This window comes from Methanosalsum zhilinae DSM 4017 (genome assembly GCF_000217995.1).
GTDB lineage: Archaea > Halobacteriota > Methanosarcinia > Methanosarcinales > Methanosarcinaceae > Methanosalsum > Methanosalsum zhilinae.
Genome location: NC_015676.1, coordinates 1,472,181 through 1,496,103 on the forward strand (window position 1 = coordinate 1,472,181; position 23,923 = coordinate 1,496,103).

Annotated in this window: 25 protein-coding genes and 1 tRNA gene; 18 read left to right on the plus strand and 8 right to left on the minus strand. The window is 39.4% G+C overall.

Annotation, left to right across the window (positions count from 1 at the left end; genetic code table 11):
* Positions 1-99: 99 nt before the first annotated feature.
* A complete protein-coding gene (hisD, locus tag MZHIL_RS06855) occupies positions 100-1,380 on the minus strand; it encodes a histidinol dehydrogenase (RefSeq protein WP_013898641.1) in 1,281 nt (426 codons plus the stop codon).
* A 59-nt stretch (positions 1,381-1,439) separates the two neighbouring features.
* On the minus strand, positions 1,440-3,659 hold the full coding sequence (locus MZHIL_RS06860) for an ATP-dependent DNA helicase (RefSeq protein WP_013898642.1): 2,220 nt from the start codon (positions 3,657-3,659) through the stop codon (positions 1,440-1,442).
* A 207-nt stretch (positions 3,660-3,866) separates the two neighbouring features.
* On the opposite strand from MZHIL_RS06860, the gene MZHIL_RS06865 reads away from it, so the two are divergent.
* Genes MZHIL_RS06865 through MZHIL_RS06880 form a run of 4 tightly spaced genes read left to right on the plus strand, consistent with a single transcriptional unit; the run spans position 3,867 to position 7,401 of the window.
* Complete coding sequence (locus MZHIL_RS06865; protein ID WP_013898643.1) at positions 3,867-4,769, plus strand: mechanosensitive ion channel family protein; 903 nt, start codon at positions 3,867-3,869, stop codon at positions 4,767-4,769.
* Between the two features lie 2 nt (positions 4,770-4,771).
* Complete coding sequence (gene mpgP / locus MZHIL_RS06870; RefSeq protein ID WP_013898644.1) at positions 4,772-5,608, plus strand: mannosyl-3-phosphoglycerate phosphatase; 837 nt, start codon at positions 4,772-4,774, stop codon at positions 5,606-5,608.
* 31 nt (positions 5,609-5,639) lie between these two features.
* Positions 5,640-6,164 (plus strand): hypothetical protein, encoded by a 525-nt coding sequence (locus MZHIL_RS06875; RefSeq protein WP_013898645.1) that lies wholly within the window; start codon positions 5,640-5,642, stop codon positions 6,162-6,164.
* Between the two features lie 13 nt (positions 6,165-6,177).
* Positions 6,178-7,401, plus strand: coding sequence for a glycoside hydrolase family 15 protein (locus tag MZHIL_RS06880; RefSeq protein WP_013898646.1), 1,224 nt, complete (start codon positions 6,178-6,180; stop codon positions 7,399-7,401).
* A 74-nt stretch (positions 7,402-7,475) separates the two neighbouring features.
* On the opposite strand, the gene MZHIL_RS06885 is transcribed toward MZHIL_RS06880, so the two are convergent.
* Entirely contained in the window at positions 7,476-8,780 is a 1,305-nt protein-coding gene (locus MZHIL_RS06885; RefSeq protein WP_013898647.1) for a TrpB-like pyridoxal phosphate-dependent enzyme, read from the minus strand.
* Positions 8,781-8,931: 151 nt separating this feature from the next.
* Positions 8,932-10,260, minus strand: a complete 1,329-nt coding sequence (gene thiD / locus MZHIL_RS06890; RefSeq protein WP_013898648.1) for a bifunctional hydroxymethylpyrimidine kinase/phosphomethylpyrimidine kinase — start codon at positions 10,258-10,260, stop codon at positions 8,932-8,934.
* Between the two features lie 214 nt (positions 10,261-10,474).
* On the opposite strand from thiD, the gene MZHIL_RS06895 reads away from it, so the two are divergent.
* The 3 genes from MZHIL_RS06895 to purF all read left to right on the plus strand — a co-directional run bounded on the left by MZHIL_RS06895 (position 10,475) and on the right by purF (position 12,369).
* A complete protein-coding gene (locus tag MZHIL_RS06895) occupies positions 10,475-10,693 on the plus strand; it encodes an LSm family protein (protein ID WP_013898649.1) in 219 nt (72 codons plus the stop codon).
* Between the two features lie 87 nt (positions 10,694-10,780).
* On the plus strand, positions 10,781-10,951 hold the full coding sequence (locus tag MZHIL_RS10340; protein ID WP_013898650.1) for a 50S ribosomal protein L37e: 171 nt from the start codon (positions 10,781-10,783) through the stop codon (positions 10,949-10,951).
* A gap of 29 nt (positions 10,952-10,980) precedes the next feature.
* Positions 10,981-12,369 (plus strand): amidophosphoribosyltransferase, encoded by a 1,389-nt coding sequence (purF, locus tag MZHIL_RS06900; protein ID WP_013898651.1) that lies wholly within the window; start codon positions 10,981-10,983, stop codon positions 12,367-12,369.
* Between the two features lie 186 nt (positions 12,370-12,555).
* Here the strand turns inward: purF and MZHIL_RS06905 are convergent.
* Positions 12,556-12,627, minus strand: a tRNA-His gene (locus MZHIL_RS06905).
* A gap of 423 nt (positions 12,628-13,050) precedes the next feature.
* On the opposite strand from MZHIL_RS06905, the gene csa3 reads away from it, so the two are divergent.
* Entirely contained in the window at positions 13,051-13,650 is a 600-nt protein-coding gene (gene csa3 / locus MZHIL_RS06910) for a CRISPR-associated CARF protein Csa3 (RefSeq protein WP_013898652.1), read from the plus strand.
* Between the two features lie 139 nt (positions 13,651-13,789).
* On the opposite strand, the gene MZHIL_RS06915 is transcribed toward csa3, so the two are convergent.
* A complete protein-coding gene (locus tag MZHIL_RS06915) occupies positions 13,790-14,566 on the minus strand; it encodes a sulfide-dependent adenosine diphosphate thiazole synthase (protein ID WP_013898653.1) in 777 nt (258 codons plus the stop codon).
* Positions 14,567-14,893: 327 nt separating this feature from the next.
* On the opposite strand from MZHIL_RS06915, the gene MZHIL_RS06920 reads away from it, so the two are divergent.
* From MZHIL_RS06920 to MZHIL_RS06935, 4 genes are all read left to right on the plus strand, one after another.
* The gene (locus MZHIL_RS06920) at positions 14,894-16,147 is read left to right on the plus strand and encodes a 3-isopropylmalate dehydratase large subunit (protein ID WP_013898654.1); all 1,254 of its coding nucleotides are present in this window, start codon (positions 14,894-14,896) and stop codon (positions 16,145-16,147) included.
* 12 nt (positions 16,148-16,159) lie between these two features.
* The gene (locus MZHIL_RS06925) at positions 16,160-16,657 is read left to right on the plus strand and encodes a 3-isopropylmalate dehydratase small subunit (RefSeq protein WP_216580011.1); all 498 of its coding nucleotides are present in this window, start codon (positions 16,160-16,162) and stop codon (positions 16,655-16,657) included.
* A gap of 189 nt (positions 16,658-16,846) precedes the next feature.
* Positions 16,847-17,941 (plus strand): AAA family ATPase, encoded by a 1,095-nt coding sequence (locus MZHIL_RS06930; protein WP_172633396.1) that lies wholly within the window; start codon positions 16,847-16,849, stop codon positions 17,939-17,941.
* A 43-nt stretch (positions 17,942-17,984) separates the two neighbouring features.
* Positions 17,985-18,251, plus strand: coding sequence for a hypothetical protein (locus MZHIL_RS06935; protein ID WP_013898657.1), 267 nt, complete (start codon positions 17,985-17,987; stop codon positions 18,249-18,251).
* A gap of 35 nt (positions 18,252-18,286) precedes the next feature.
* On the opposite strand, the gene MZHIL_RS06940 is transcribed toward MZHIL_RS06935, so the two are convergent.
* The gene (locus tag MZHIL_RS06940; protein WP_013898658.1) at positions 18,287-19,201 is read right to left on the minus strand and encodes a ribonuclease Z; all 915 of its coding nucleotides are present in this window, start codon (positions 19,199-19,201) and stop codon (positions 18,287-18,289) included.
* 203 nt (positions 19,202-19,404) lie between these two features.
* On the opposite strand from MZHIL_RS06940, the gene MZHIL_RS06945 reads away from it, so the two are divergent.
* The 6 genes from MZHIL_RS06945 (at position 19,405) to MZHIL_RS06970 (ending at position 22,985) form a co-directional block, all read left to right on the plus strand.
* On the plus strand, positions 19,405-19,782 hold the full coding sequence (locus tag MZHIL_RS06945; RefSeq protein ID WP_013898659.1) for a 30S ribosomal protein S8e: 378 nt from the start codon (positions 19,405-19,407) through the stop codon (positions 19,780-19,782).
* A 50-nt stretch (positions 19,783-19,832) separates the two neighbouring features.
* The gene (locus MZHIL_RS06950; RefSeq protein ID WP_013898660.1) at positions 19,833-20,324 is read left to right on the plus strand and encodes an Lrp/AsnC family transcriptional regulator; all 492 of its coding nucleotides are present in this window, start codon (positions 19,833-19,835) and stop codon (positions 20,322-20,324) included.
* A gap of 24 nt (positions 20,325-20,348) precedes the next feature.
* Positions 20,349-21,527 carry an aminotransferase class I/II-fold pyridoxal phosphate-dependent enzyme gene (locus tag MZHIL_RS06955; RefSeq protein WP_013898661.1) on the plus strand — a complete coding sequence of 393 codons (1,179 nt, stop codon included), beginning with the start codon at positions 20,349-20,351 and terminating at the stop codon, positions 21,525-21,527.
* Between the two features lie 43 nt (positions 21,528-21,570).
* Entirely contained in the window at positions 21,571-21,903 is a 333-nt protein-coding gene (locus MZHIL_RS06960; RefSeq protein WP_281034004.1) for a DUF5518 domain-containing protein, read from the plus strand.
* A gap of 103 nt (positions 21,904-22,006) precedes the next feature.
* Complete coding sequence (locus MZHIL_RS06965) at positions 22,007-22,189, plus strand: MM0924 family protein (protein ID WP_013898663.1); 183 nt, start codon at positions 22,007-22,009, stop codon at positions 22,187-22,189.
* Positions 22,190-22,301: 112 nt separating this feature from the next.
* Positions 22,302-22,985, plus strand: coding sequence for a DUF5591 domain-containing protein (locus MZHIL_RS06970; protein ID WP_013898664.1), 684 nt, complete (start codon positions 22,302-22,304; stop codon positions 22,983-22,985).
* 37 nt (positions 22,986-23,022) lie between these two features.
* Here the strand turns inward: MZHIL_RS06970 and MZHIL_RS06975 are convergent, their stop codons facing one another.
* Positions 23,023-23,757: an RAD55 family ATPase gene (locus MZHIL_RS06975; protein WP_013898665.1), complete on the minus strand. Its 735-nt coding sequence runs from the start codon at positions 23,755-23,757 to the stop codon at positions 23,023-23,025.
* Between the last annotated feature and the right edge of the window lie 166 nt (positions 23,758-23,923).

Here is a 23,923-nt window from a genome sequence, read left to right on the forward strand (position 1 = left end):
ATAATACCCCCATAGAGTCAACCCTGACTCCACTTATTAAAGTATTGTATGTGTCCACCTATTAAATAATTATCTATTGAAGAAATAAAAATAAAAAAATCAGTGATCAAATCTTAATCTCACGGCATCAGCATGGGAATATAATCCTTCTTCTTCTGCAATTGAAATAATTGGATCACAGATATTTTCCAGCCCCTTTTTAGTGATCTTCTGGATTGTTAAATATTTTATAAAATGATTGATATTAAGACCTGAGTAGATCTTTGCATATCCAGCAGTTGGAAGTACGTGATTGGTTCCAGATGCATAGTCTCCGGCAGATACAGGTGCATAACTGCCAACAAAAATCGATCCTGCATTCTCAATGCCCTCCAGGACACTTTCAGGATCTGAAACCACAATTTCCAGATGCTCTGGTGCAAACCTGTTGGAGAATTCAATGCATGACTGGACAGTATCAGTGATCAGAATCGCAGAATTCTCCAGTGATTTATCTATTATCTCATGTCTTTTTGCAGCAGCAGATTGCCTAATTACTTCATCTTTGACCTCTTTTGCAAGTATATCAGATGTTGTAATCAGAACAGAGACGGCTTGTGGATCATGTTCTGACTGTGCAACAATGTCTGAAGCTACCATTCTTGCATCTGCTGATTCATCTGCAATGATCAACACTTCACTGGGGCCTGCAGGAAAATCTATTTCCGCTTTATCCCTTACAAGCATTTTAGCTGTAGTAACATATACATTCCCAGGGCCAACGATCTTATCAACTTTTTTGATGGTCTCAGTACCATAAGCCATTGCTCCAATTGCTTGCACTCCACCAACCCTGTATACATGATCGGCACCTGCGATCTTTGCAGCAGCAAGTGTCAGAGGGTTGATAGTGCCGTCAGCTCCTGGTGGAGTACACATGATCACATTTTTCACACCAGCGACTTTTGCAGGAATTATAGTCATCAGCGCAGTCGATGGATAGGAGGCTCTGCCACCGGGAACGTACGCACCAACATTTTCAAGAGGACTAAATTTCTGCCCCAGCTCTACACCAGGTTCAATTTCAATAAACCACAATTTTTCAGGTAATTGTGCAAAATGGAATTTCCTTATGTTCTCTGCTGCTTTTTTGAGATTACGGATCAGTTTCTCATCGATCTTGTGAAAGGCGTTTTCTATCTCCTCGGGACTTATTTCGAACTGTTCAATCTCTGCACCATCGAACTTCTTTGTATAAAAATTAAGGGCAGAGTCACCCCTGTTTCTAATATCAGTCAGTATCGGTTCTACCTGGCTCTTAACTTCTGTCAGTTCACCGCCGCGATTAAGCAGGCTATCTATCTCCTCCTCACTGATATCCTGGAGTTTATTGTATAGCATTGAGATCATTCCTTAAAAAATATATAGCGTTTAGTATTATCATTTATTATATGATTATATTATGTAAAGTCACTTATTGTTTTTTGTGAACTTTCAGGCTCCGGTACTGTATCTGAGTCTTTCTCTTTTATTTCACTTATATCAACATCAATATCAAGCTGTTTGAGTATTTTCTGTGAAATTTTTGATCCAACTATCTTTGACAGTTTCAATGGGTCTGCTTTTTTCAGATCATCAATTGATCGGTATCCATTTTCATAAATTTTACGTGCACGTACTCTTCCTATTCCTTTAAGTGCCACAATATTTACCAGTTCAGAATTTATCCCATAACTCAGTCTTTTCTCAAGTTCTTTTGATTTTTCAGAAGCTTCCGATACCTTAAGTAATCCTGAAAGCCTTGAAGTTGCATGCATAAGCCACACAGCGGTCTCCGAAAACATTCGTATATCCCCTTCCCCAATACCATATTTTTTACATATATCATCGGCAGGTACCTCATTGATCCAGTCTAAGAGAAGAAGAGCAGTTTTCACTTCACCAAGGAACCATTCATACTCAATCATTTTAAATGGACTGGGCATAGATATGAACTTATCCTTATTCTGGAGCACATACATGTTCACATTTTCATAGTCTGATGAACGCATATAAAGATTTTTCATATCAGGAGTGCTGCATATCAGGTGCATCATTGTAATATCCTCAAAATAATCAGCTTTTCTGATCCCATCCATAATCAGAGAGCCGGATAAGGGGTCAATATATAGCATTGATATCAGTTTTCCGGTAGCAGTAGATCTAAAAGCCGATTCCGGTAAGATATCATTTGAATCTGAAATGATCATTTCATTATCAATCAGGAATCGAACACATTCCTCAATAACATCATGCAGATCAGAAGCCTCTTTCTGGTAAGCAAAAAATGTCATTTTCACAAAATCCATCAGCCCTCTGTAAGTATATGCAAATCCATTTACAATCGTGGATAAAACATGAGTTCGTAGCGCATTTTCTGTGCCCAGCTTTGACCATATATCTTCAGGATCAGCATTCACATAATTTTCCATAATATCCATAAATTCATCATAGGAACGTGCAATGAGCACAGATTCCCCATAGGGATCCAGATGGGGCCTTCCAGCTCTTCCGGCCATCTGCTTGTACTCAAGAACAGGTATGGGTTTCATCCCAAAGTTTGGATCATACCGCTTATAGCTTCTGATGATCACCCTTCTTGCAGGAAGATTGAGTCCTGCTGCCAGTGTAGGTGTACTGGATATCATTTTTATCAGATTTTTTCGAAATCCTTCCTCCACCATTCTTCTGTGCTCAGAATTAAGACCTGCATGATGAAATGCAACACCCTGCCGGACACATCGGGAAAGGACATCTGCAATTTCAGTTTCACCGGCCTCACCTATTTCCTGTGACAGTGACTTCAGCTGAATAGTATCATGTTCATCAAGTATCTTTGAGACCCATTTACCGGCTTTTTTTGCAAACCCCATACAGTTCCTCCGGCTGCTTTCAAAGACAAGACATTGCCCTTTATCCTTTACAGTATCAATAACCAGATTTACTGCATCATCACGAGATTCGTCCTGAATGTCCTTTTTTATGTTTCCAATATGCAGGAGTCCATCCAATAGAATACCCTCATAGAGGTCTGTTGGTCTCCATTCGCTTACCACAAGCCTGGCGCCTAACCATCCAGCAATGTCTTCCGGGTTTCCGATAGTAGCAGATAATGCAATAATCTGGGAGCCAGGATTTAGATGTATCAGTTTTGCCAGTGTGATTTCAAGCGTTGGGCCTCTGTTCACGGAGTTTAACAGATGCACTTCATCTGCAACAACTGTATTGATCTCTTTCATCCAGGATGATTCATTCCTGAGCAGAGAATCTACCTTTTCAGAAGTTGCAATGATTATATCATTCTTACCAAGCCATTCTTCTCTGGAATCAAGATCTCCTGTAGCGATTCCCACCTTTATTCCCAGAGATTCAAATTCACGGAATCTGGAATACTTTTCTGATGCAAGTGCTTTCAGGGGAACTATATAGAGGCATTTTCCACCCATCCCTATGGACTTGAGCATGCAAAGCTCTGCAAGAAGTGTCTTTCCTGAAGCAGTTGGAATAGCTGCAACTATATTTTCTCCATCAAGCAAACCTTTATCAACAGCTTCTCTCTGAGGAGGATATAAATCAACAATTCCTGTATCAGTATAGTATTTTTTAACTTTTTCTGGAAGGTTTAGATTATTTATATTCATGTGATTGCTGCACTAAATTGATCCTAGCTGGTAAATAAATTACGATGATAGAATCTACCCATGAGCCATATTCATTTATCTTTCTTAGCTGAAATATTTCTCACTTAAAGTGACAAAACACATTAGTTAAAACTATTTATAATCAGTAAACAATCTATAACTATTAGTCTATATAACATTAATAAAAATTAATCACAGGTATACCACATGGATAGCATAAATCTTCTACCTTCATGGCTTACATGGGATTTTGCAAATTTTTTCGTGATCATCTTTATAATAGTGATTACAATTGTTGCTGCCAATCTGGTCAACCGCATGCTGCATGCGTATTTCAGAGTGGTCAGCAAGAAGATGGAAATTGATGAGACCGTCTATGCACTTGTAAGAAGAATAATCATTGCCATGATCTATCTGGGTGGTATTATTACCATTATAATGACCATACCCGTGCTGAGAAACATTTCACTAGCTCTTTTTGCAGGTGCAGGGTTTGCAGGAATTGTTGTAGGTCTGGCTGCACAGAACACCCTGTCAAACATTATCGCAGGGATTGCGCTGGCAACGTTCAGACCATTCCGGGTGGGAGACCTTGTAACTATCAGAGATGAATACGGAAGAGTGGCAGACATCACACTGGGGTATACTGTAGTCACTACATGGGATAACCGTCGTCTGTATATTCCAAACCACATTATAAGCGATGAAGCAATAATAAATTGGTCCATTGAAGATCCAACTGTGCTCTGGCCTGTTGATGTAGGAATTAGCTATGATTCAAATATTGACCTTGCCAGAAAATTGATGCTGGAAGAAGCACAGAAACATCCCAGGGTAATGACAGCTGATCAGCTAACTCTGATCAAGCAATCATTCAAAATGGGAGATGAAATGTCGGTTCTTGTTACTGAACTTGGAGATTTTGCGGTTAACCTCAGGCTTTTTGTCTGGATTGCAGACCGTTCAAATGCTTATGGTACCGGATGTGAACTGAGAGAATCAATCAAAAAGAGATTTGATGCTGAAGGTGTAGAAATTCCATTCCCATACCGCACAGTGGTATATAAGAAAGATCTCCCGGCACCAAAGAAAGAAATCGAGGGGAAATGAACATGAAATATATTGTATTTACGGATATGGACGGAACACTGATAGATCATGATACTTATTCCTACAAACCTGCAGAGGAGGCGCTTTCTTTACTGAAAAATAGGGAAATCCCTCTAATATTCTGTACAAGCAAAACAAGAGCTGAAATCGAGGTCTATACAAAAGAAATGGGATTGATTCATCCGTTTATATCAGAAAACGGGGGGGCTATATTTATCCCCCTGAATTACTTCAATGTAGATTACAAATATGACTACATATCTAAAAATTACCATGTTATTGAACTTGGCACAAAGTACCAGACGCTAAGAAAGGTTCTTGAAGGGATAAGGTCTGAACTTGGTCTTAAAATTGTGGGTTTTGGGGATCTCACCCCCTCAGAAATAAGTGAAATTACAGGCCTTGATCTGGAATCTGCTAAACTGGCAGGTAAAAGGGAATACGATGAGGCTTTTACAATTGAAAATGACGGTTATACGCAAGAAGAGCTACAGGAACTTATTGAGAAAATGATCTCAATAATAAAATCCAGTGGACTCAGCTATACAAAAGGTGGCAGATTCTGGCACCTGATGGGAGATAATGATAAGGGTAAAGCAGTGAAAATCCTCAGCCAGATATATGAGCAGGAATATGGACCATTGAAGACCATTGGGTTAGGGGACAGCCTTAATGATCTTTCAATGCTGCATGCTGTAGATATACCTGTACTTGTCCAGAAGCCTGGTGGAATACATGATCCTGAAATAAACGATCCGAGGATAAAATATTCAGAGGGAGTTGGTCCTGTGGGATGGAATCTATCGCTGAAGAAAATCCTATCAGATAGTAGTAAATAAGATTAAATGGAACTAATTATGGGGTTATATAATGATCAGATTGGAAAATATGTTACCAAAAGCGTTTTTGCTTGGCATTGTTGAAATGGTGAATATCGTAGGTCCTGAAAAAACACTTGAGTGGCTTGAAGATATTGCCAGAAGACTGGGAGACATTGAAGGCGGCGGAATCGAGGGTGCCAGAGAGGATGATATAAATTATATTCCAATTTCTCCCTGTACAACAGATCTTGTAGAGTTTATGGATATGTTTGGAGAACCTGAAGAATTTAAGAAAATTATTGAGTATTCAAATCATAAAAGAGATATCTCTGAGAGAGGATGGGAATATCCAGCTCTTACAAATATTCTTGGGGTTCTTCATCACTGGTATAGTTATCGCCGGGCTGAGATTAGCGGCATAAAACTCCTAAATGTAGGATCAAAATCCCCATTTACTGATGAATATGTCTACAACGAGAAGGCAATGGAAAAGGCTGGTATGACCAGAGAGGAAGTTGACAGGTATCTTGAAAAAGGATACTATGTATACAAAATGGAAAACATCGATAATTAAGGAGGGGTCTTTTTTGAATTTACCAAAAGCGCATAAACTCTACGAGGAAAGTGTAAAAATACTGAAACAAAACCAGCATCCAAACGGTGGATTTTATGCCAGCCCCCCTGGCACCAGATATCCATTCATATACCCAAGGGATCACTCAGTTGCCATACTTGGGGCAATTTCTGCCGGAATGCTGAAACAGGCTAAGCTGGGATTGGAGTTTATTTTGAATGCACAGAAGCCTGTAGGTGAATTTTCACAAAGATACGATATTGAAGGTAATGACGCCAGTTACAAAGAGCTTCAGATAGATGGAACAGGACTAGTACTCTATTCGCTTGGTAAATATTTCAAAAGCAGCGGAGGACCCTTCTTTGATGAGATGGCTGACAGGGACTTTATAGAGAAGCACTGGTCCACAGTAGAAAAGGCTGTAGATTTCATACTTGCAAACAAGAATGAAGAAGTTGATCTTGTCCATACAATAAACAGTATTCATGAATTCCCGGCATACGAGCATGGGTTTGAAATATATGCAAACTCTGCATGCTGCGCAGGTATTTTTGCGGCAGTTGAAATGGGAGAAGCTATTGGAAAAGATGTTTCTGGATGGCATGATGAAGCTGAGAAAATTAAAGATGCAATTCTCACAAGACTATACAGTCCACGAAGACGGTCATTTATAAAATGCATCCGGGTAAAGGATAAGAGCAGCAAGCCCATTGGATATGATTCGTTTGCATCAAATGTAATAGATGTTGATGTGGTCGAACATGCTCCTGCCTATTTTGGTCTGATCGATGAAAATGATATAAAAAATATATCAACTGTAAAACGCATTCATGAAAACCTCTGGGACAAAGAGATTGGTGGTATGAACCGCTATCCTGAGCTATGGAACAGAAATAATGGCGGGTATGGCCCATGGTGCCATTTTACATGCCAGATGGCAAGCCATTATGTGGATGTGGACAATCATGACAGAGCTGAACTCTATCTCAGCTGGGTTGTGGACATTGCACACAACTATCACCTGCCGGAGCATGTCTCCACTATTGAAAGGTTTGAAATGTGGCTTGAGGATTACACAAATGCAAGTATCTTAAGGGACAGTAAACTGGAAATGATAAAACAGGCAAGAGAACATCCAAAGTGGAAAGATGGGCTTGCATACATAACATTTCCACTTATATGGGCACACGCTGAGTACATAAGGGCATATAACAATTATTCAAGCAAATACCTGTAAAAAACAGGTCAAAATGCAGCCGTTTGCTGGCTACATTTTTGGCCTGCATTGAAATTTCAGTCCATTTCATTATTTCAATCATCGCTGAGCTTTTTTGAGAAATACCTATCATAGGAGGACATATCAAAGTGTCCATGCCCACTCAGATTGAACAGAATTGTTTTCTCTTCCCCGGTCTTCCTGCACCTTACAGCTTCATCGATAGCAGCTTTTATTGCATGTGATGCTTCAGGAGCTGGTGCTATACCTTCAGTCCTTGCAAACATTATTGCTGCATCGAAAATCTCAATCTGATGATATGAAATCGCATCTATAAGCCCCTCATCCACAAGTTTGCTTACGATTGGGGAATCACCATGATATCTCAGTCCGCCTGCATGGATCGCAGGGGGTATGAACTCATGGCCAAGTGTATACATTTTAAGCAAAGGTGTGGTCTCAGCAGTATCCCCAAAGTCATACCTGAACTGTCCTTTTGTAAGGGTTGGGCATGCAGATGGTTCTGAAGCAACTACTTTTACATCACTTTTTCCGTCCAGTTTATCTTTGATAAACGGAAAGCTGATACCAGCAAGATTGCTGCCGCCACCACAGCATCCAATAATGATGTCCGGATAGTCTTCAGCCATTTCCATCTGTTTTTGGGCTTCAAGACCAATAATTGTCTGATGGAGCATCACATGATTCAAGACACTACCAAGAGTATACTTAGTATTATCATTGATTGCTGCATCCTCTACAGCTTCACTTATAGCAATACCAAGACTTCCTGTGGTATCTGGGAATTCTTTCAGGATTTTTCTTCCAAAATTGGTTTCATTGCTTGGAGAGGGTACAACAGATCCGCCCCACAGGTTTATGAGTGATTTACGGTATGGTTTTTGTTCAAAACTTGACCTTACCATATACACCTTGCATTCAAGATCAAAGTAATTACATGCAAATGAAAGTGAGCTGCCCCACTGACCTGCTCCTGTTTCTGTAGTCAACCTTTCAGTTCCTTCTTTCATATTATAATATGCCTGGGCAATTGAAGTATTGGGTTTGTGACTACCAGGAGGACTTACGCCTTCATATTTATAATATATTTTTGCAGGCGTTTTGAGAATGTCTTCAAGTTTTTTTGCCCTGTAAAGCGGAGATGGTCTCCACATACGGTATATATCAAGTATTTCTTCAGGAATAGAAATATATCTATCACTGCTTAATTCCTGCTTAATTAGTTCTCCAGCAAAAATCGGCTCCAGCTCTTCGATTTTTATTGGTTCATTGGTTGCCGGGTTTAATGGAGGATCAAGAGGGTTAGGCAGATCTGGTAAAATGTTATACCACTTCTGCGGCATTTCATTTTCATCAAGTATGATTTTTGTTGATTCCATATTATAGCCTCATATTAAATTGATAGTACCTTATAGTACAGATATGCACTATTTTCAATGTTATATATCGATTTTGATTCTGTATCGTTCTGGTCAGAGAAACTCAGATTTTATAAAAAAGGCCTCTGTCATTTGCTGCATTAATATCGGATCATATCTGATCTGCGATATTTGATGCGATCCTTGCAACATTAATCGAGTTCTTTCCAAGTATCCGTATCATGGCCTCCTTACCAACCCCTCCCTCATCATAAATTATGTCCGGTACAGAACCATTAAACGATATTATAGCCTCGGATACGCCCCAATCCATAGTACTTACATTTTTCGGCTCCTGCTGTCTGTCAAACGTAGAAATGGAGAGATCCATATCTCTGCATATCTGAATTATTTCCTTTGAATATTTTATGTTCAGAGCTGCCCTTATATCAGGATCAAAATCCATTGCTGCAAGAACGATCCTTGCAACATGACTGCTCTTTCCAAAATCTATGTCACCCACAGTTACCTGAGTATTTTCAAGACGAACAATTCTTCCAGAAACAGCAGCTACATCTTCTGTGCTTTTTGCATCTGGTATTGCCATTGCCAAATTGGTTCCGACTTCAGGTATCAATCTGAAAAATGATCTGTGCCCTGTAACCAGATGAACAGCTTTTTTAACATTCCTGAAAACATGATACCTTGAGGCACTATCAAGTATTCCACCGGATTGATTGACTGGAGCAACCCCTCTACCAACTGAAGAACTATTGATAATAGCTTGCTCAACAAAATTTTTCGAAAAGAATGACGCCTCTTCCAGTGAATAGTTTCTGGACAGACAAGCAGCAATTGCAGCTGAATATGTGCACCCTGAACCGTGTGTTCCACCCTTGACCAGTTTTCCGGGTATCATGGTATAGTCATTGCTCGCACTGTCATAAATAAGATCAGAGCCTTTCAGGTGTCCACCGGTAATTATCACATAATTCACACCTTTTTTACCAATTACCCGGGCTGCTTTTTTCGCATCATTCATATTTGCTATGGAAATACCGGATATAACCTCTGCCTCATGTACATTCGGAGTAATAACATCACATAATGGAACCAATTCATCTATAAGCGTTGAAAGTGCCTCCTGCCTCATAAGAGAACCGCCTGCCTCTGCAGACATTACAGGATCAATCACAAGTCCGAAATTATATCTCCGGACACAGTCTGCAACTTCACGGATAATATCTGAAGAAGGTAACATACCTGTTTTTGCCCACAGAGGGTTAAGGTCTTCACACACCGCACTTATCTGGTCTGAAACGACTTCAGGAGGAAGATCATAGCTGGTCAGTACCCCACGGGTATTCTGGGATGTAACCGAAGTAATAGCACAGGTACCATGAACTCCCAGCATTGAAAATGTTTTCAGATCAGCTGCAATGCCGGCACCTCCTCCAGAGTCTGATCCTGCAATAGTCATCACAACGGGCATTTTCTGCATATAAATTCACCTCTATCTACCATGAATTTCACTTATTGTTCTGAAAATATTTATAACCAATGAATAGATTAATAAGAGAAACATCAATTCAAAAAAGCAAATAAATAAATTCATCTGGCTTTTCGATAGTTTTATATATTGTATTTGCAACATTCATGCATCAAAAACAGCTATAATAAAAATTATATTCAATTAAAATTTTGGACGTCTTGAAATGGCAAACCGACCTCTTGATATACTGAACAATGCACTGAACACACCAGTTATAGTAAGACTTAAAGGAGCGCGTGAATTTAGAGGGGAACTACAGGGATACGATGTACATATGAATCTGGTTCTTGACAATGCTGAAGAGTTAAAGGACGGAGAAATAGTCCGCAAACTCGGCAGTGTTGTGATCAGAGGAGACAATGTTGTTTATCTCTCACCCTGAGGATTTGCATAGAATTAAAAAAATATAAACGATTCATATGAATCAACAATGATCTAAATGTATTCAATAATTAAAAGGTGATGATTAATGTCCAAAGGTACTCCTTCAATGGGTAAAAAGCAGAAAAGAAGTCATGTGACATGCAGACGCTGCGGAAGTGTTTCTCTTAACATTCATACAAAACAGTGTACATCATGTGGTTTTGGTAAAAGTGCTCGCATGAGACAATATAGATGGCAAAAAAAATGCAAGTACTAATTCACTAATTTCTTTTTTTGGAGATACAGATGGAAGAGAAATGCGGTGTTGTAGGAGTAAGTGTTAGCCCTGACAATGAATCCTCCCCAGACGTCGCACATCAGATGTACTACGCCCTCTACGCACTTCAGCACAGGGGTCAGGAATCAACCGGCATAGCTGTTTATGATGGAACTACCATACATTCCATAAAGGGTATGGGTCTTGTTCCCGAGGTATATATCAAGGATGATCTTGATAACCTTTCAGGAAATGTGGGGATAGGACATGTCCGATATTCTACCACAGGTGATTCAAGGATTGAGAACTGCCAGCCTTTTGTAGTAAATTACAAAAATGGCTGCATTGCCCTGGCACATAATGGTAATCTGACTAATGGACAGGAGTTGAGAGATGAGCTTGAATCGGAAGGCCATATTTTTGTTACAGAATCCGACACTGAGGTCATAGTTCATCTGCTGGTCAAAAAATTACTCACATATGATACAATAGAATCTTTAAAGAAGGTAATGGAGAGGCTTGAAGGATCATATTCATTGACAGTAATGATCGATTCAATGCTCATTGCAATAAGAGACCCATTTGGATTTAAGCCACTTTGCATTGGAGAAGTTGACGGAGGATATGTAGTTGCTTCAGAGAGTGTAGCAATAGACACACTCAATGGAAAACTGATCCGTGATGTTGAACCTGGTGAGATCGTAGTTTTCAGAAATGGAGACATTGAAAGCTATAGGTCAACAGAACAAAAAAAGATCTCACACTGTGTTTTTGAATATATATACTTCGCAAGACCTGATTCGATAATTGACGGCCAGCTTGTATACAGGGTTCGTGAGAAAATTGGCAGGGAACTGGCAAAAGAGCACCCGGTAGAAGCGGATATTGTATCTCCTGTGCCTGACTCAGGGATTACATCAGCTGTTGGTTATGCAGATACATCATCAATTAAGTACAGTGAAGGATTGATGAAAAATCGATATATAGGAAGGACTTTCATTTTGCCTGGCCAGTCCATGAGAGAAACGGCTGTAAGACTTAAAATGAATACAATTTCACAGAATATATCCGGAAAGAAAATTATCCTTATTGATGATAGTATTGTACGGGGAACTACCTCAAAAAGGATCATCAATATGATTCGTGGCGCAGGTGCAAAAGAAGTGCATGCACGGATAGGAAGTCCTCCGATAATTGCACCATGTTATATGGGAATCAATATGGCAACAAGAGAAGAGTTAGTTGCTTCAGACAGGAAAATATCTGAGATAGAAGAATTGATAGATGCTGATTCTCTAGGATACCTCAGTATTGAAGGACTCATCAGAGCCATTGGAATAGACAAAAATAAGCTCTGTCTCGGGTGCCTCACAGGTGTTTATCCATTAAAGATCCATTCTGAAGAATGTGAATCCTGAAACCACGTCAACAAAAAAATTAACCGGCGAGTGGCAAAATAAATTCTCAGAAACAGTAACAAAGTATTATTTTATATTAATGTTTTATTCTATCAATTTTCAGTACCTTTTTCTAAAATATCGATATGGATACTGGATGTAAGAAATAGGTCCATCGATTGCTTCGATTAATTCAATTTTAAAATAGGCCGGGACCGAGAATCGAACTCGGATCGTAGCCTCCACAGGGCTACAGGATAACCGCTACCCTACCCCGGCATCAGCACATGGTAGATTCAAAGCAAGCTATAGATGTATCTCTATTAAATAAACTTTTCCTTCTTTATTCAAAGATATCAATAAATCAAAACAATTGAGATTCGATAGTGGTAGCAGATTCAAAAGTCTGGAAATATGATTTTACAGTATTCATAGTTTACAGCAGGTATAAAGTTACAATGAATCGCCCTCATACCTGCTGCAACGATGATCCCTCTCCCCAATCCCGCTCTTGGATTATATGGTTCACATAAATGGTATTACCGCATATATGGGCAATGCATTTTGTGAACATATAACTTATATTGTATACCTTAGATATATAATTTTTGATAGATAATCAATACTAATAAAGTATTAATATCTAAAATATAGTTTATTTGTATAATTAAAGATATATACTATCCATACTAATTAGTTGTCATGACACAGCTGACACTCATCACTACACTATATGCACTTGAGCCTGTCCTTGTCTGTGTAACAAGGCTCTCCCCTTCCAAAATAATCATACTTACAGAAGATGGAGTGTCTAAAGAAAAGGTACAGGCTGAAAATACAATTGAAGCCACTTTTGGGAATGTAATAGAGATTGAAAAGAAAGTAACTTCACTGTATGATCCCATCACGGTAGCACAGGACGTTTCATCTTTGATCGAAAAAGAACATTCTATGAATAGGAAAATCACTATCAATGTATCCGGAGGCAGAAAGCCACAGGCTTTTGGGGCACTCTTTGGAGCTTATGCAAGAAGTGATATGGTAAAAAGAATCGTTTACGTGACAGAAGAGGATCATCTCCTTATCGATTTCCCTATACTCAGTTTCAATATCTCATCGACAAAAAAACAAATCCTTGAACTTATTCAAAATGGCGTAAATTCAGTAACACTGATTGCCGAAGAACTGGACATTTCAAAAGGAATGACATACAACCATGTGCGTGAACTAAAGGCAATGGGGTATATCTACGAAGACAATGGTTTTTCAATAACAGATTCGGGTAAACTTGCAGCAATATGAGCCCTCATGATTTGATATATTTGCAGATTTACACTCATGAATGACTCCAGAAAATACTCTCTGCCAATAGCCAGCATACAACTAAACTGATGAACATATCAGCAAAATGAAAAAGGGAAGCTCTGATAAAAGAGCTTCTTTAGTCAAGTTTTGATATGGCAAGTTCAGCTGCCTTTTCTCCGGACAGGAGCATACCTCCAAACACAGGCCCCATTCTGGGAGCACCTGCAGCTGCATTTGCGGCCATTCCTGAAACAATAAGTCCAGGATATATCTCTCTGGTAGTCTCCATCAGCAATTTCTCACCAACATCTGCCCACATTGGTTTTTCTCCAACGACCCCAAGTTCACCAAGCTGTGCACCTGGAACTTTTTGCTGTACAATATTACAAACACTGGCATCATGACCTGTCCCATCGATCACGACTTTGGATCGAATTGTCAGAGGATCAACATGCAGTTTTCCAATTCCAACAGCAGTCCAGTTAATGACAAGTCCACTAACACGATCATTTTCCCGGATCATGACATCCTCAACACTTACCAGGTTGAATATTTCAGCACCGGCTGATGTGGCGCCAGCTGCCAGTTTGGATACAGACTCAATAGAATTTGCCACATAATATCCATCCTCATATTCCTTATAGGTAATATTAAAATCATCCAGTATTCTGCGGGCCTCTTCCTGAACAACAATACGAGGAAACATCATACCTCCTCCCCACATTCCACCGCCTATTGAAAGCTTCTTCTCAAACAGCACGGTCTTATAGCCTGCTTCTGCAAGATATTTGGCTGCTACCAGATTTGCAGGGCCACCTCCTGCAAGAGCTACATCTACATCGGTATAATCAAGGAATACGTTCAAAAACTCATCCACAATAGCTCTTGTTATTACAACTTCATCAAGTTCCATTTTTAATTACCTCTTATATACTAACGCTCAAACATTTGATAGAGTCTACAGTTGATTATATATATCTGATTTAAATTTATTGAATGAGCCAATTTATGCCAGATATTCCAATTAACAATGTTGCATATTATATTATTCCCTTATGAATATCCAATTATGAGAGAATCAACATACGGCCAATAAGATTCCAGGATCAATACATTAAACAACAAGTAAAGATTAGATAATATATCTTTTTCCGTTAATATCATATATACCAAAAGAGATTATCGACATAAAAATTATTAAACCTATAAACTAAATGTATCAATTTATTCAGGTGAACATATGGGAAAAACTATTTCCGAAAAAATAATTGGAGAACATGCTGGAAAAGAAGTTTCAGCAGGAGATATTGTTGTTGCTAGAGTTGATGTGACCGCAGTTCAGGACGGCACAGGTCCACTGGCCGTCCAGCAATTGAGGAAAATAAAACTGGTGGAAGCAAAGAATCCAGACCGTACAATCTTGTTTATAGATCATGCGGCACCCAGTCCTAATAAAGATCTCTCAAATGCACACAATATTCTAAGACAATTTGCAAAGGATACCGGGGTAATACTCTCAGAAGTAGGTGAAGGTGTATGTCATCAGAGACTTGTTGAATCATACGTAAAACCGGGAGATATACTCATTGGCGCAGACTCACATACATGTACCTCAGGAGCCCTCGGTGCATTCTCAACTGGAATGGGATCAACTGATGTAGCTATCGGGATAGCCCTGGGAAAAACCTGGCTCAGAGTTCCTGAGACCTTTAAGATAAACGTTACCGGAAAATTCCAGAAAGGCGTATACGCAAAAGACCTGATACTGCACATCATCGGGATGATCGGTGCAGACGGTGCCACATACAAAGCCCTCGAATTTTCAGGAGAGACCATCAGGAACATGACAATGTCAGAAAGATTCACACTCACAAACATGGCAGTGGAAGCAGGTGCAAAAACAGGCCTTGTTGAATCTGATGAAGTCACAAGGCGCTATCTGAAAGAAATGGGAAGAGAAGATGAATTCCGCCCCATAAAAGCAGATGAGGATGCAGTTTATGAAAGGATAATAGATATAGATGCATCTGCGATTGAGCCTGTAATTTCAGCCCCGCATACAGTTGATAATGTAAAAAGCATAAAAGATCTAACAGGAACCAAGGTTGATCAGGTATTTATTGGAACATGTACAAACGGAAGACTGGACGATCTTAAAATTGCTGCAAATGTCCTGAGGGGAAAGCAGAGACATCCTGACACAAGACTTATAGTTACTCCTGCTTCCAAACAAGTATACATACAGGCCCTGGAGAAAGGATACATCCAGACACTTGTTGAAGCTGGAGCTGCAGTAATGGCTCCAGGATGTGGACCCTGTGTGGGAGTGCATCAGGGAATCCTGGCCAATGATGAGGTATGTATCGCCACCCAGAACAGAAATTTCAAAGGTCGAATGGGTAATCCTGACAGCTACATTTACCTGTCATCCCCGGCAACAGCCGCAGCTGCTGCAATAGCAGGGGAGATCATTGATCCAAGGGAGGTGCTGTAAATGAAAGAGCCAATTAATGGTAAAGCATGGAAGTTTGGAGATGATATCAGTACCGATCTGATAGCACCTGGTAGATATTTCCATCTTAGAACCAATCTTCCTGAGCTTGCAAAACATGTACTGGAAGATGCAGATCCTGAGTTTCCGTCCAATGTCAATCCAGGAGATTTTGTTGTTGCAGGCAGAAATTTTGGTCTTGGATCAAGTCGAGAGCATGCCCCAACTATAATCAAACTTGCAGGAGTCAGCGCAGTTCTGGCAAAATCCTTTGCAAGAATCTTTTACAGAAATGCCATCAATGTAGGATTGCCTGTACTCATATGCGACACCGATAAAATAGATGAAGGTGACGAACTTGAAGTTGATCTTTCAGCCGGCATTATCAAGGACATCACAAAGGGAATTGAAATCACATTCAATCCACTTCCTGATGTGATGATCAGAATACTTAATGATGGCGGACTGGCTGCACATATCGAAAAACACGGCGATTTCAAACTGGAAGATTAAATGGGAACAATACCCATTTAATCCATGATTTTTTATGCTTTTTCTGTTTATTAAAAAGGGATAACTGCAGAATTTTTCATGGGTCAGTCTTATGAAGATTGAATACTATACAGTGCAGTATTAAGATATTGATAAGTATTTTAAAATATATAAAACCGGGATGATTATACGTTGCGATCAGTCCAGAAAATGAACAAGAAAAAAAACAGAGAACAATATCAGGATTACAGGGAATCTACTGCAGATGTCCTTATAATAGAACCTGCAGGATATCCACTTACCAGTGTGCTGGAAGAGTATCCTGAAATAGAGAATCCCGAAGTTTTTGAATGCTATGCCCGTGAACAGTGGAATGGATACATAGCATGTAAGGATGATTTTCTTTTTGACCGCAGGATGTATCCGGATTTCGCCTACAGAATAGTAGACGTTGACCCGCCAGAATCAATAATAGGTCTAGAAACCACGATAATTGTAACTGAGAATGAATGCATTCAGGAACCTTTTGAGTTTAAGAGCAGCATCACTTTTGAAAGTGTAGTTGGTCAGAATGTTGCTAGACAGAAATGCAAGTTGATCGAAAAATATCTGGAACAGCCTGAGTTCTTTGGAAAATGGGCACCTCGGAATGTACTATTCTTTGGGCCATCTGGTACTGGAAAAACAATGTTTGCAAAGGCGCTTGCAAATAAAGCAGATGTACCCATACTTCCTGTTAAAGCTACACAGCTTATAGGCGAATATGTAGGAGAAGGTGCACGCCAGATCCATCAATTATATGAACATGCAGAGGAAATGGCTCCCTGTATAATCTTCATAGATGAACTTGATGCAATTGCCCTTGACAGAAGATATCAGGAATTAAGAGGCGATGTTGCCGAGATCGTTAACTCCCTCCTAACTGAGATGGACGGTATAATAGAACGTAGCGGTGTATGCACAATCGGGGCCACAAATCGTGCAGATACATTGGATACAGCCATAAGAAGCCGGTTTGAGGAAGAAATTGAATTTGTACTGCCTGATGAAAAAGAGAGGCTGGAAATCATCAAAAAGAACATCGACACTTTCCCTCTTCCGGTCACTGACATCGACCTTAGCAGAATAGCAAAAACAACAGCTGGGTTTTCCGGTAGGGATATTGTTGAAAAATTACTCAAATCAGCTCTTCATCTGGCAATTATGGACGATAAGGAATATGTAACTCAGGAGTATTTTGAAAAAGCAATATCCACAATTATAAAAGATAATAAGTCAGGTTCTCTAAATCTTATATATACATAAACGATCATAATAAGCGGTGCCAAAAAACTTACTGGTGATTATAATGAGTGAAATAAGTGATTCTGATAGATTTGAGTGTAAAGTTATCAATGTTATAGATAATAAGAACTGGAAAGGTGTTGTTGTCGAACATCTGGAATCAAAGGGAAGAGTATATTTCGGGCGGCTCAAACCGGACTGCAGTGATATAAACCAAGGTGATACACTCTACATTGGAGCAAAGCCAGTAAATTTTGAATTTGGAGATCGTACAATGGAAGTATCCCTTTATGATCGAAACAATAACAGACTGGATTGGACATTTATTTGAGATCCTGATCTACACTTGATTTACAGGCCTTATATCTATTTGCTGTAGGGAACTTCAATTTCCATCAGATCCTCAGCAACAGTAACATTTTTAAAATGTTTTTTTGCATCATTGTATATCACAGATGGATCCTCAGTATATCTGGAGCTTATATGTGTCAGTATTAGTTTTTTTACTTCTGCCTCTGCTGCCAGCTTGGCTGCCTCTCCTGCAGTAGTATGCATTGATTCTATCGCCCAATCAAGTTTCTCATCAGCCAGGGTTGCTTCATGTATCAGCAGATCTGCCCCTTTGCTTATCCTGCGAACATCGTCTGAAGGACGGGTATCCCCACTGTACACAATTGTCCTTCCGGACCTGGAAGGACCTATTACCTCATCTGGGGATATGACCTTTCCTTCAACTTCAACAGGAATGCCATTCTGAAGTTTAGAAAAAAGAGGTCCTACAGGAACACCCAGTTCAATTGCCCGGTCCCGGTTAAATTTTCCAGGCCTGCTGTCCTCAACCAGTGCATATCCTACACTGGGTACACTATGTTCTGTTTTTAAGATCTTTACAGAATATCCATCTCTTTTTATAATATCGCCGGGATGTACTTCAACAGCCCTTATTTCGAATTTTAGATTATAGTATCCAATATTTGACAGAATACAAGCAAATTCTTTCACCTTGGCAGGACCATAGATCACAAGAGGTTTAGTCCTTCCCTGAAAAGACATTGTCTGAATTAGTCCTGGAAGACCTAGTATGTGATCTGCATGAAAATGTGTGATGAAGACAGATGTAAGAGACATCATTCCGGTTCTTGCTCTCATCATCTGCCTCTGGGTACCTTCCCCACAATCAAAAAAAATAAGTTCACCTTCTCTATTGATCAGTATTGCTGATGGGTTTCGGTTACGTGTCGGCAATGCTCCACCGGTTCCAAGAAATATTACACGAAGCATATTAGTAGTAAATGTAAACAAACTTATTTATCAATTATCTATCTTAAGCGTAGAATGATGAACAGTACATTATACCAGTATTCGAAAAGTTAATATAGAATCCTATAAGTAAGAATACGTCCACAAAATTATACATTCATGGAGAACTATTCCATTAAACAATCATTCTGTATAATTTAATCATAAAAGCATGAGGATAAACTATGAAATGGCAAGGAAAATCTAGAAGGCGATTCACTGGTGCTAAAATCAAGAGCTCAAAAGGTAAGAGGAAGTACGAACTTGGAAGAGAATCTGCTGAAACCGTTGTAAGTAATACCAGACGCAAGATTGTATCTACACGGGGAGGCAACCGTAAGGTCAGATTACTGCAGTGTGATGTCGCAAATGTAACAAATCCTGCAGATGGAGTTACTCAGAAAGCAAACATTGAAAATGTTGAGAAGAACTCTGCAAATGAGCACTATGTTCGAAGGAACATTATAACAAAAGGAGCTATCATAAAGACTGAAATCGGTCATGCAAAGGTTACAAGCAGACCAGGGCAGGACGGAATTGTAAACGCAGTTCTTCTTGAATAATTCTATACCTGATCTTTTTATTTTTTACGCATAAAACTAGGATGCAGTACATGGATAATCAAACCAGACATATATTGGAAATCCTGGAACAGGATGCCAGAACAAGCCATGAGGATATTGCAGAACTTACAGGTATTTCTGTTGATGCAGTAAAGCAAAAGATCGATCAGTTTGAAAAAACAGGCGTTATTCGTAAATACAAAACAATAATTGACTGGGATATTGCTGGAGAGGATTATGTATATGCCATCATTGAACTGAAGGTCACCCTCCAGCGACGCCTGGGCTATCAGGCAATTGCAGAACGCCTCTATAAATTTGACGAAGTTCGATCAGTTAGACTTATTTCGGGTGATCATGACATCTCTCTGACCGTACGTGGGAAATCAATGAAACAGGTAGCTTTTTTTGTAGCTGAAAAAATAGCTACACTTGAGAACGTCCAGAGCACATCAACACATTTTGTGCTTAAAACATACAAAGAGGACGGAGTAATACTGTACGAAACCGAGCAGCTCAAAAGATTACCGATATCACCTTAATTCTGCAGATCAGGAAGAAGCATAATGAGACAAAAATGCAACCCTACTGATTTTCTTGCAAAAAGTTTGCAGAGTATCCCTCCTTCAGGTATCAGGCGTTTCTTTGATCTGGTTTCAGAAATTGACGAAGTTATATCACTTGGAGTGGGAGAGCCTGATTTTATTACTCCCTGGCATATAAGGGAAGCATGTATCCATTCAATTGAACAGGGAGAAACCTCATACACTTCCAACTACGGATTAAAAGAACTCCGCGAAGAAGTATGTAAGATGTACATCCGCAAACATGGAGTACACTACGACCCGGGAAATGAAGCATTAATAACCACTGGAGTTAGTGAAGCACTGGATATCGCAATCAGGACAATAGTCAATCCAGGAGATGAAGTTATAGTTGTCCAGCCTTCATATGTTGCCTACATTCCCTCAGTAATTTTTGCCGGTGGAACTCCAGTCCCTGTATCAACTGATGTAACAAACAATTTCAAGATCACACCTGAAAGTCTGGAAGCTGCTATCACAGACAAAACAAAGGCAGTAATCATAAACTATCCCAACAACCCTACCGGTGCAGTGATGAAGCGCAATGAGCTGGAGGAAATTGCAGATATAGTAGCCGAACATGATCTTTTTGTGATCTCGGATGAAATATATGAATGTCTGACATATAACGGAGACCATACCAGTTTTGCATCACTTGATGGTATGAAAGAGCGTACAATCCTACTCAACGGTTTTTCAAAAGCATATGCAATGACAGGTTTTAGAATTGCCTATGCGTTAGCCACACCGGAAATAATCAAATCAATGATGCTCATACATCAGTATACAATGCTCTGTGCTCCAATATCATCACAGGTGGGAGCCATTGAAGCAATAAAAAACGGCGATACCCAGATGCAGAAAATGGTCAGGGAGTATGACAGAAGACGAAGGCTTATAGTGCGCGGCCTGAACAATATCGGGCTTGAGTGTTTTGAGCCGGAAGGCGCATTCTATGCATTCCCCAGTGTAAAAAATTCAGGGCTTTCTTCAGAAGATTTTGCAGAGAGCCTTCTGAATGAGAAACAGGTTGCCACTGTCCCCGGCGATGTTTTTGGAAGCTGTGGGAATGGTTTTTTGAGGTGTTCTTATGCTGCTTCAAAAGAAGATATCAAAAGAGCCCTGGACAGGATGGAAGAGTTCATCACCAGTCTGAAATAAAAATGGAGGGAGTATTCTGATCAAAGAGATTAAAGGTGCCATTATTGCCGTTTTATGTACATTGCTATTGTATGCAGTCCCTGGAATTGACTTTATTGCACCCCTGGCAGGGGGATTCATAGGAAGTTATTTTACAGCATCCAATACCTCAGAAGGACTTAGTGTAGGATTATGGATGACAGTTATTATGATCATACCCAGCATAGTACTGGCATTCCTTATAGGTACATTGTTTAGTGGAATGGCTTTCATCGGATTTCTGGGAGCATTTTCAGTGATATTCATTACATTGATACTGATATCACATATTGCAATCCTTGGAACCATAGGCACTGTTCTTGGAGGATGGTTCAACAGCAGGCAGAGCACCAATTAAAGTCTTACAGAGAATCTGCTATTGGCACTATTCCACAAAATATAAATAGTTTCAAAAGGTAGTGTCTTCAACCAATCAAAAACATTATAGAAAGGTGATCTTAATGCAGTCTTTTATTGTTGAACATTATCTGTACAAGGAAGTTGATGTCTATGCTGGCGGACCGGATGTATTTCAGGGCAAAATCGAAGCATGTGCTGACGGAGTTCTCACTCTGAAAACCGGAGACATGTTAACTCATATCGCCATAGATAAAATAATCGCAATCTGGGAAAAGAAAGAATAACCCTTCCACTTAATTCATCAGCCTCTGGTAGGCTGAACATATCTTTTTTGTTCAGATATTAATCTTATCTGGTCGTTAATTATATATACCAAATAACGTGATTTTTCATACAGTGTCGCCAATAATTCCTGAAAAAGAACGATCCAGTAAACCGATGGATGATGCAAATATAATATATCATCCAGATATGATTCGTGCAAACGAGTGGATACTGACAGAATATCAGCCACCTGAGCGTGAATTTTGCATATTTGTTCCATGTTCAAAAAAGAAACCATACCACAAAAGTCCATCCCATACCATGTATGACAGGATCATATTTGAACTTTTAAGACCTGAGGATGTACATATAGTCACTTTTGGAACCTGCGGAGTAACTCCCAGAGAACTCGATACTGAATACCCTTTTATGAACTATGAGTTCATGATGGGACGATGCAACGTCGCAAAAATTAAAAGGGATTTTATAAAAATGGAAAGTGAAAGACTTGCAAGGTATCTTGAAAAAACACGTGACAACTATAAGCACAGGATAGCATACTGTATCGGTGATTTCAGGACAGCAATGCAGAAAGCAACTGAAATGGTGGATATAAATGTAGAAATAGTACCGGCTGAAAATACACTTTCAGAAAATCTACAGCCAGAGAAAAGATTCATATATGGTAGTCTGAGCAGAAAACCATATCTTCAGGATCTATCTGACACTCTTAGCCGTATCATGGGAATTCCAAAAAGAAATGTTGGTATAGATGAGAATCTATCCGTCAATGATACTGACTGGTATCTTCTCTGACAATATCTGCACGTATTTCACAAATTATTCTAATATTTCAGCCTTCGGAATAAGGCGGTGTTGGAAGAACCGACATTCCGGAATCAGAAATATTCAATGCACGCAGTTCATTACTTGTTTTTGAACCCCTCATCTTCATTACATAGATAGATCTGTGGAATGCTTCTTTGGTTTTTACCCTGCCAAGCTGTATAACTGAATCTGCCCCGTACTCCACCATCTTATCAAGGTCAAACATGGTGCCAACTGAAATGACTGTTGTTGCATCGTGTTTTCTGAAAACACCAAAAACATCATCTATCAGGGTGCGAAGTTTATAATTTGATTCTATAGCCAGGAACAGAGCCTCAATCGAATCAACAAAAACTCTTTGAGGCTTGATCTCTTCAATCTTACTTTCAACAAGTTTTTTAAAGCTTTTGATAAGTTCAGAAGGTGCAATCTCTACACTTTTCTGAAGACGTAGAGCAGGATCTGTTATGTCCACGAATACAATTTTTCCTTCATCCACCAGTTTTTCAAAATCCCAGCCAAATGAAGTCTTCATCTCCCTTACAATTGACCTGGATTCTTCAGATGTTATAATGCACATTACTTTTTCATCATTCTCTATTACCCCTTTATAAATGAACTGTGCCCCGAATATTGTCTTACCTGTTCCAGAACCACCTGAAACCACATTAACAGTACCTTTGAAAAAGCCGCCATTTAACATCTCATCCAGTCCGGGAATTTTAGTCTCAATTCGTTCAGGAATCTCCTTTTCACCCATTCATGCTCACCTGTTAACAAACTATTTACAATCAATATTATTGTACCATCATATTATATTATATTATTCCATTTTCAGTTATCATCAAAATGGTCTCTACTTCAAAAAAATGAATATTTTTTAATACTTAACTGATATATATATTATTAAGATTGGAAGTGGGGAA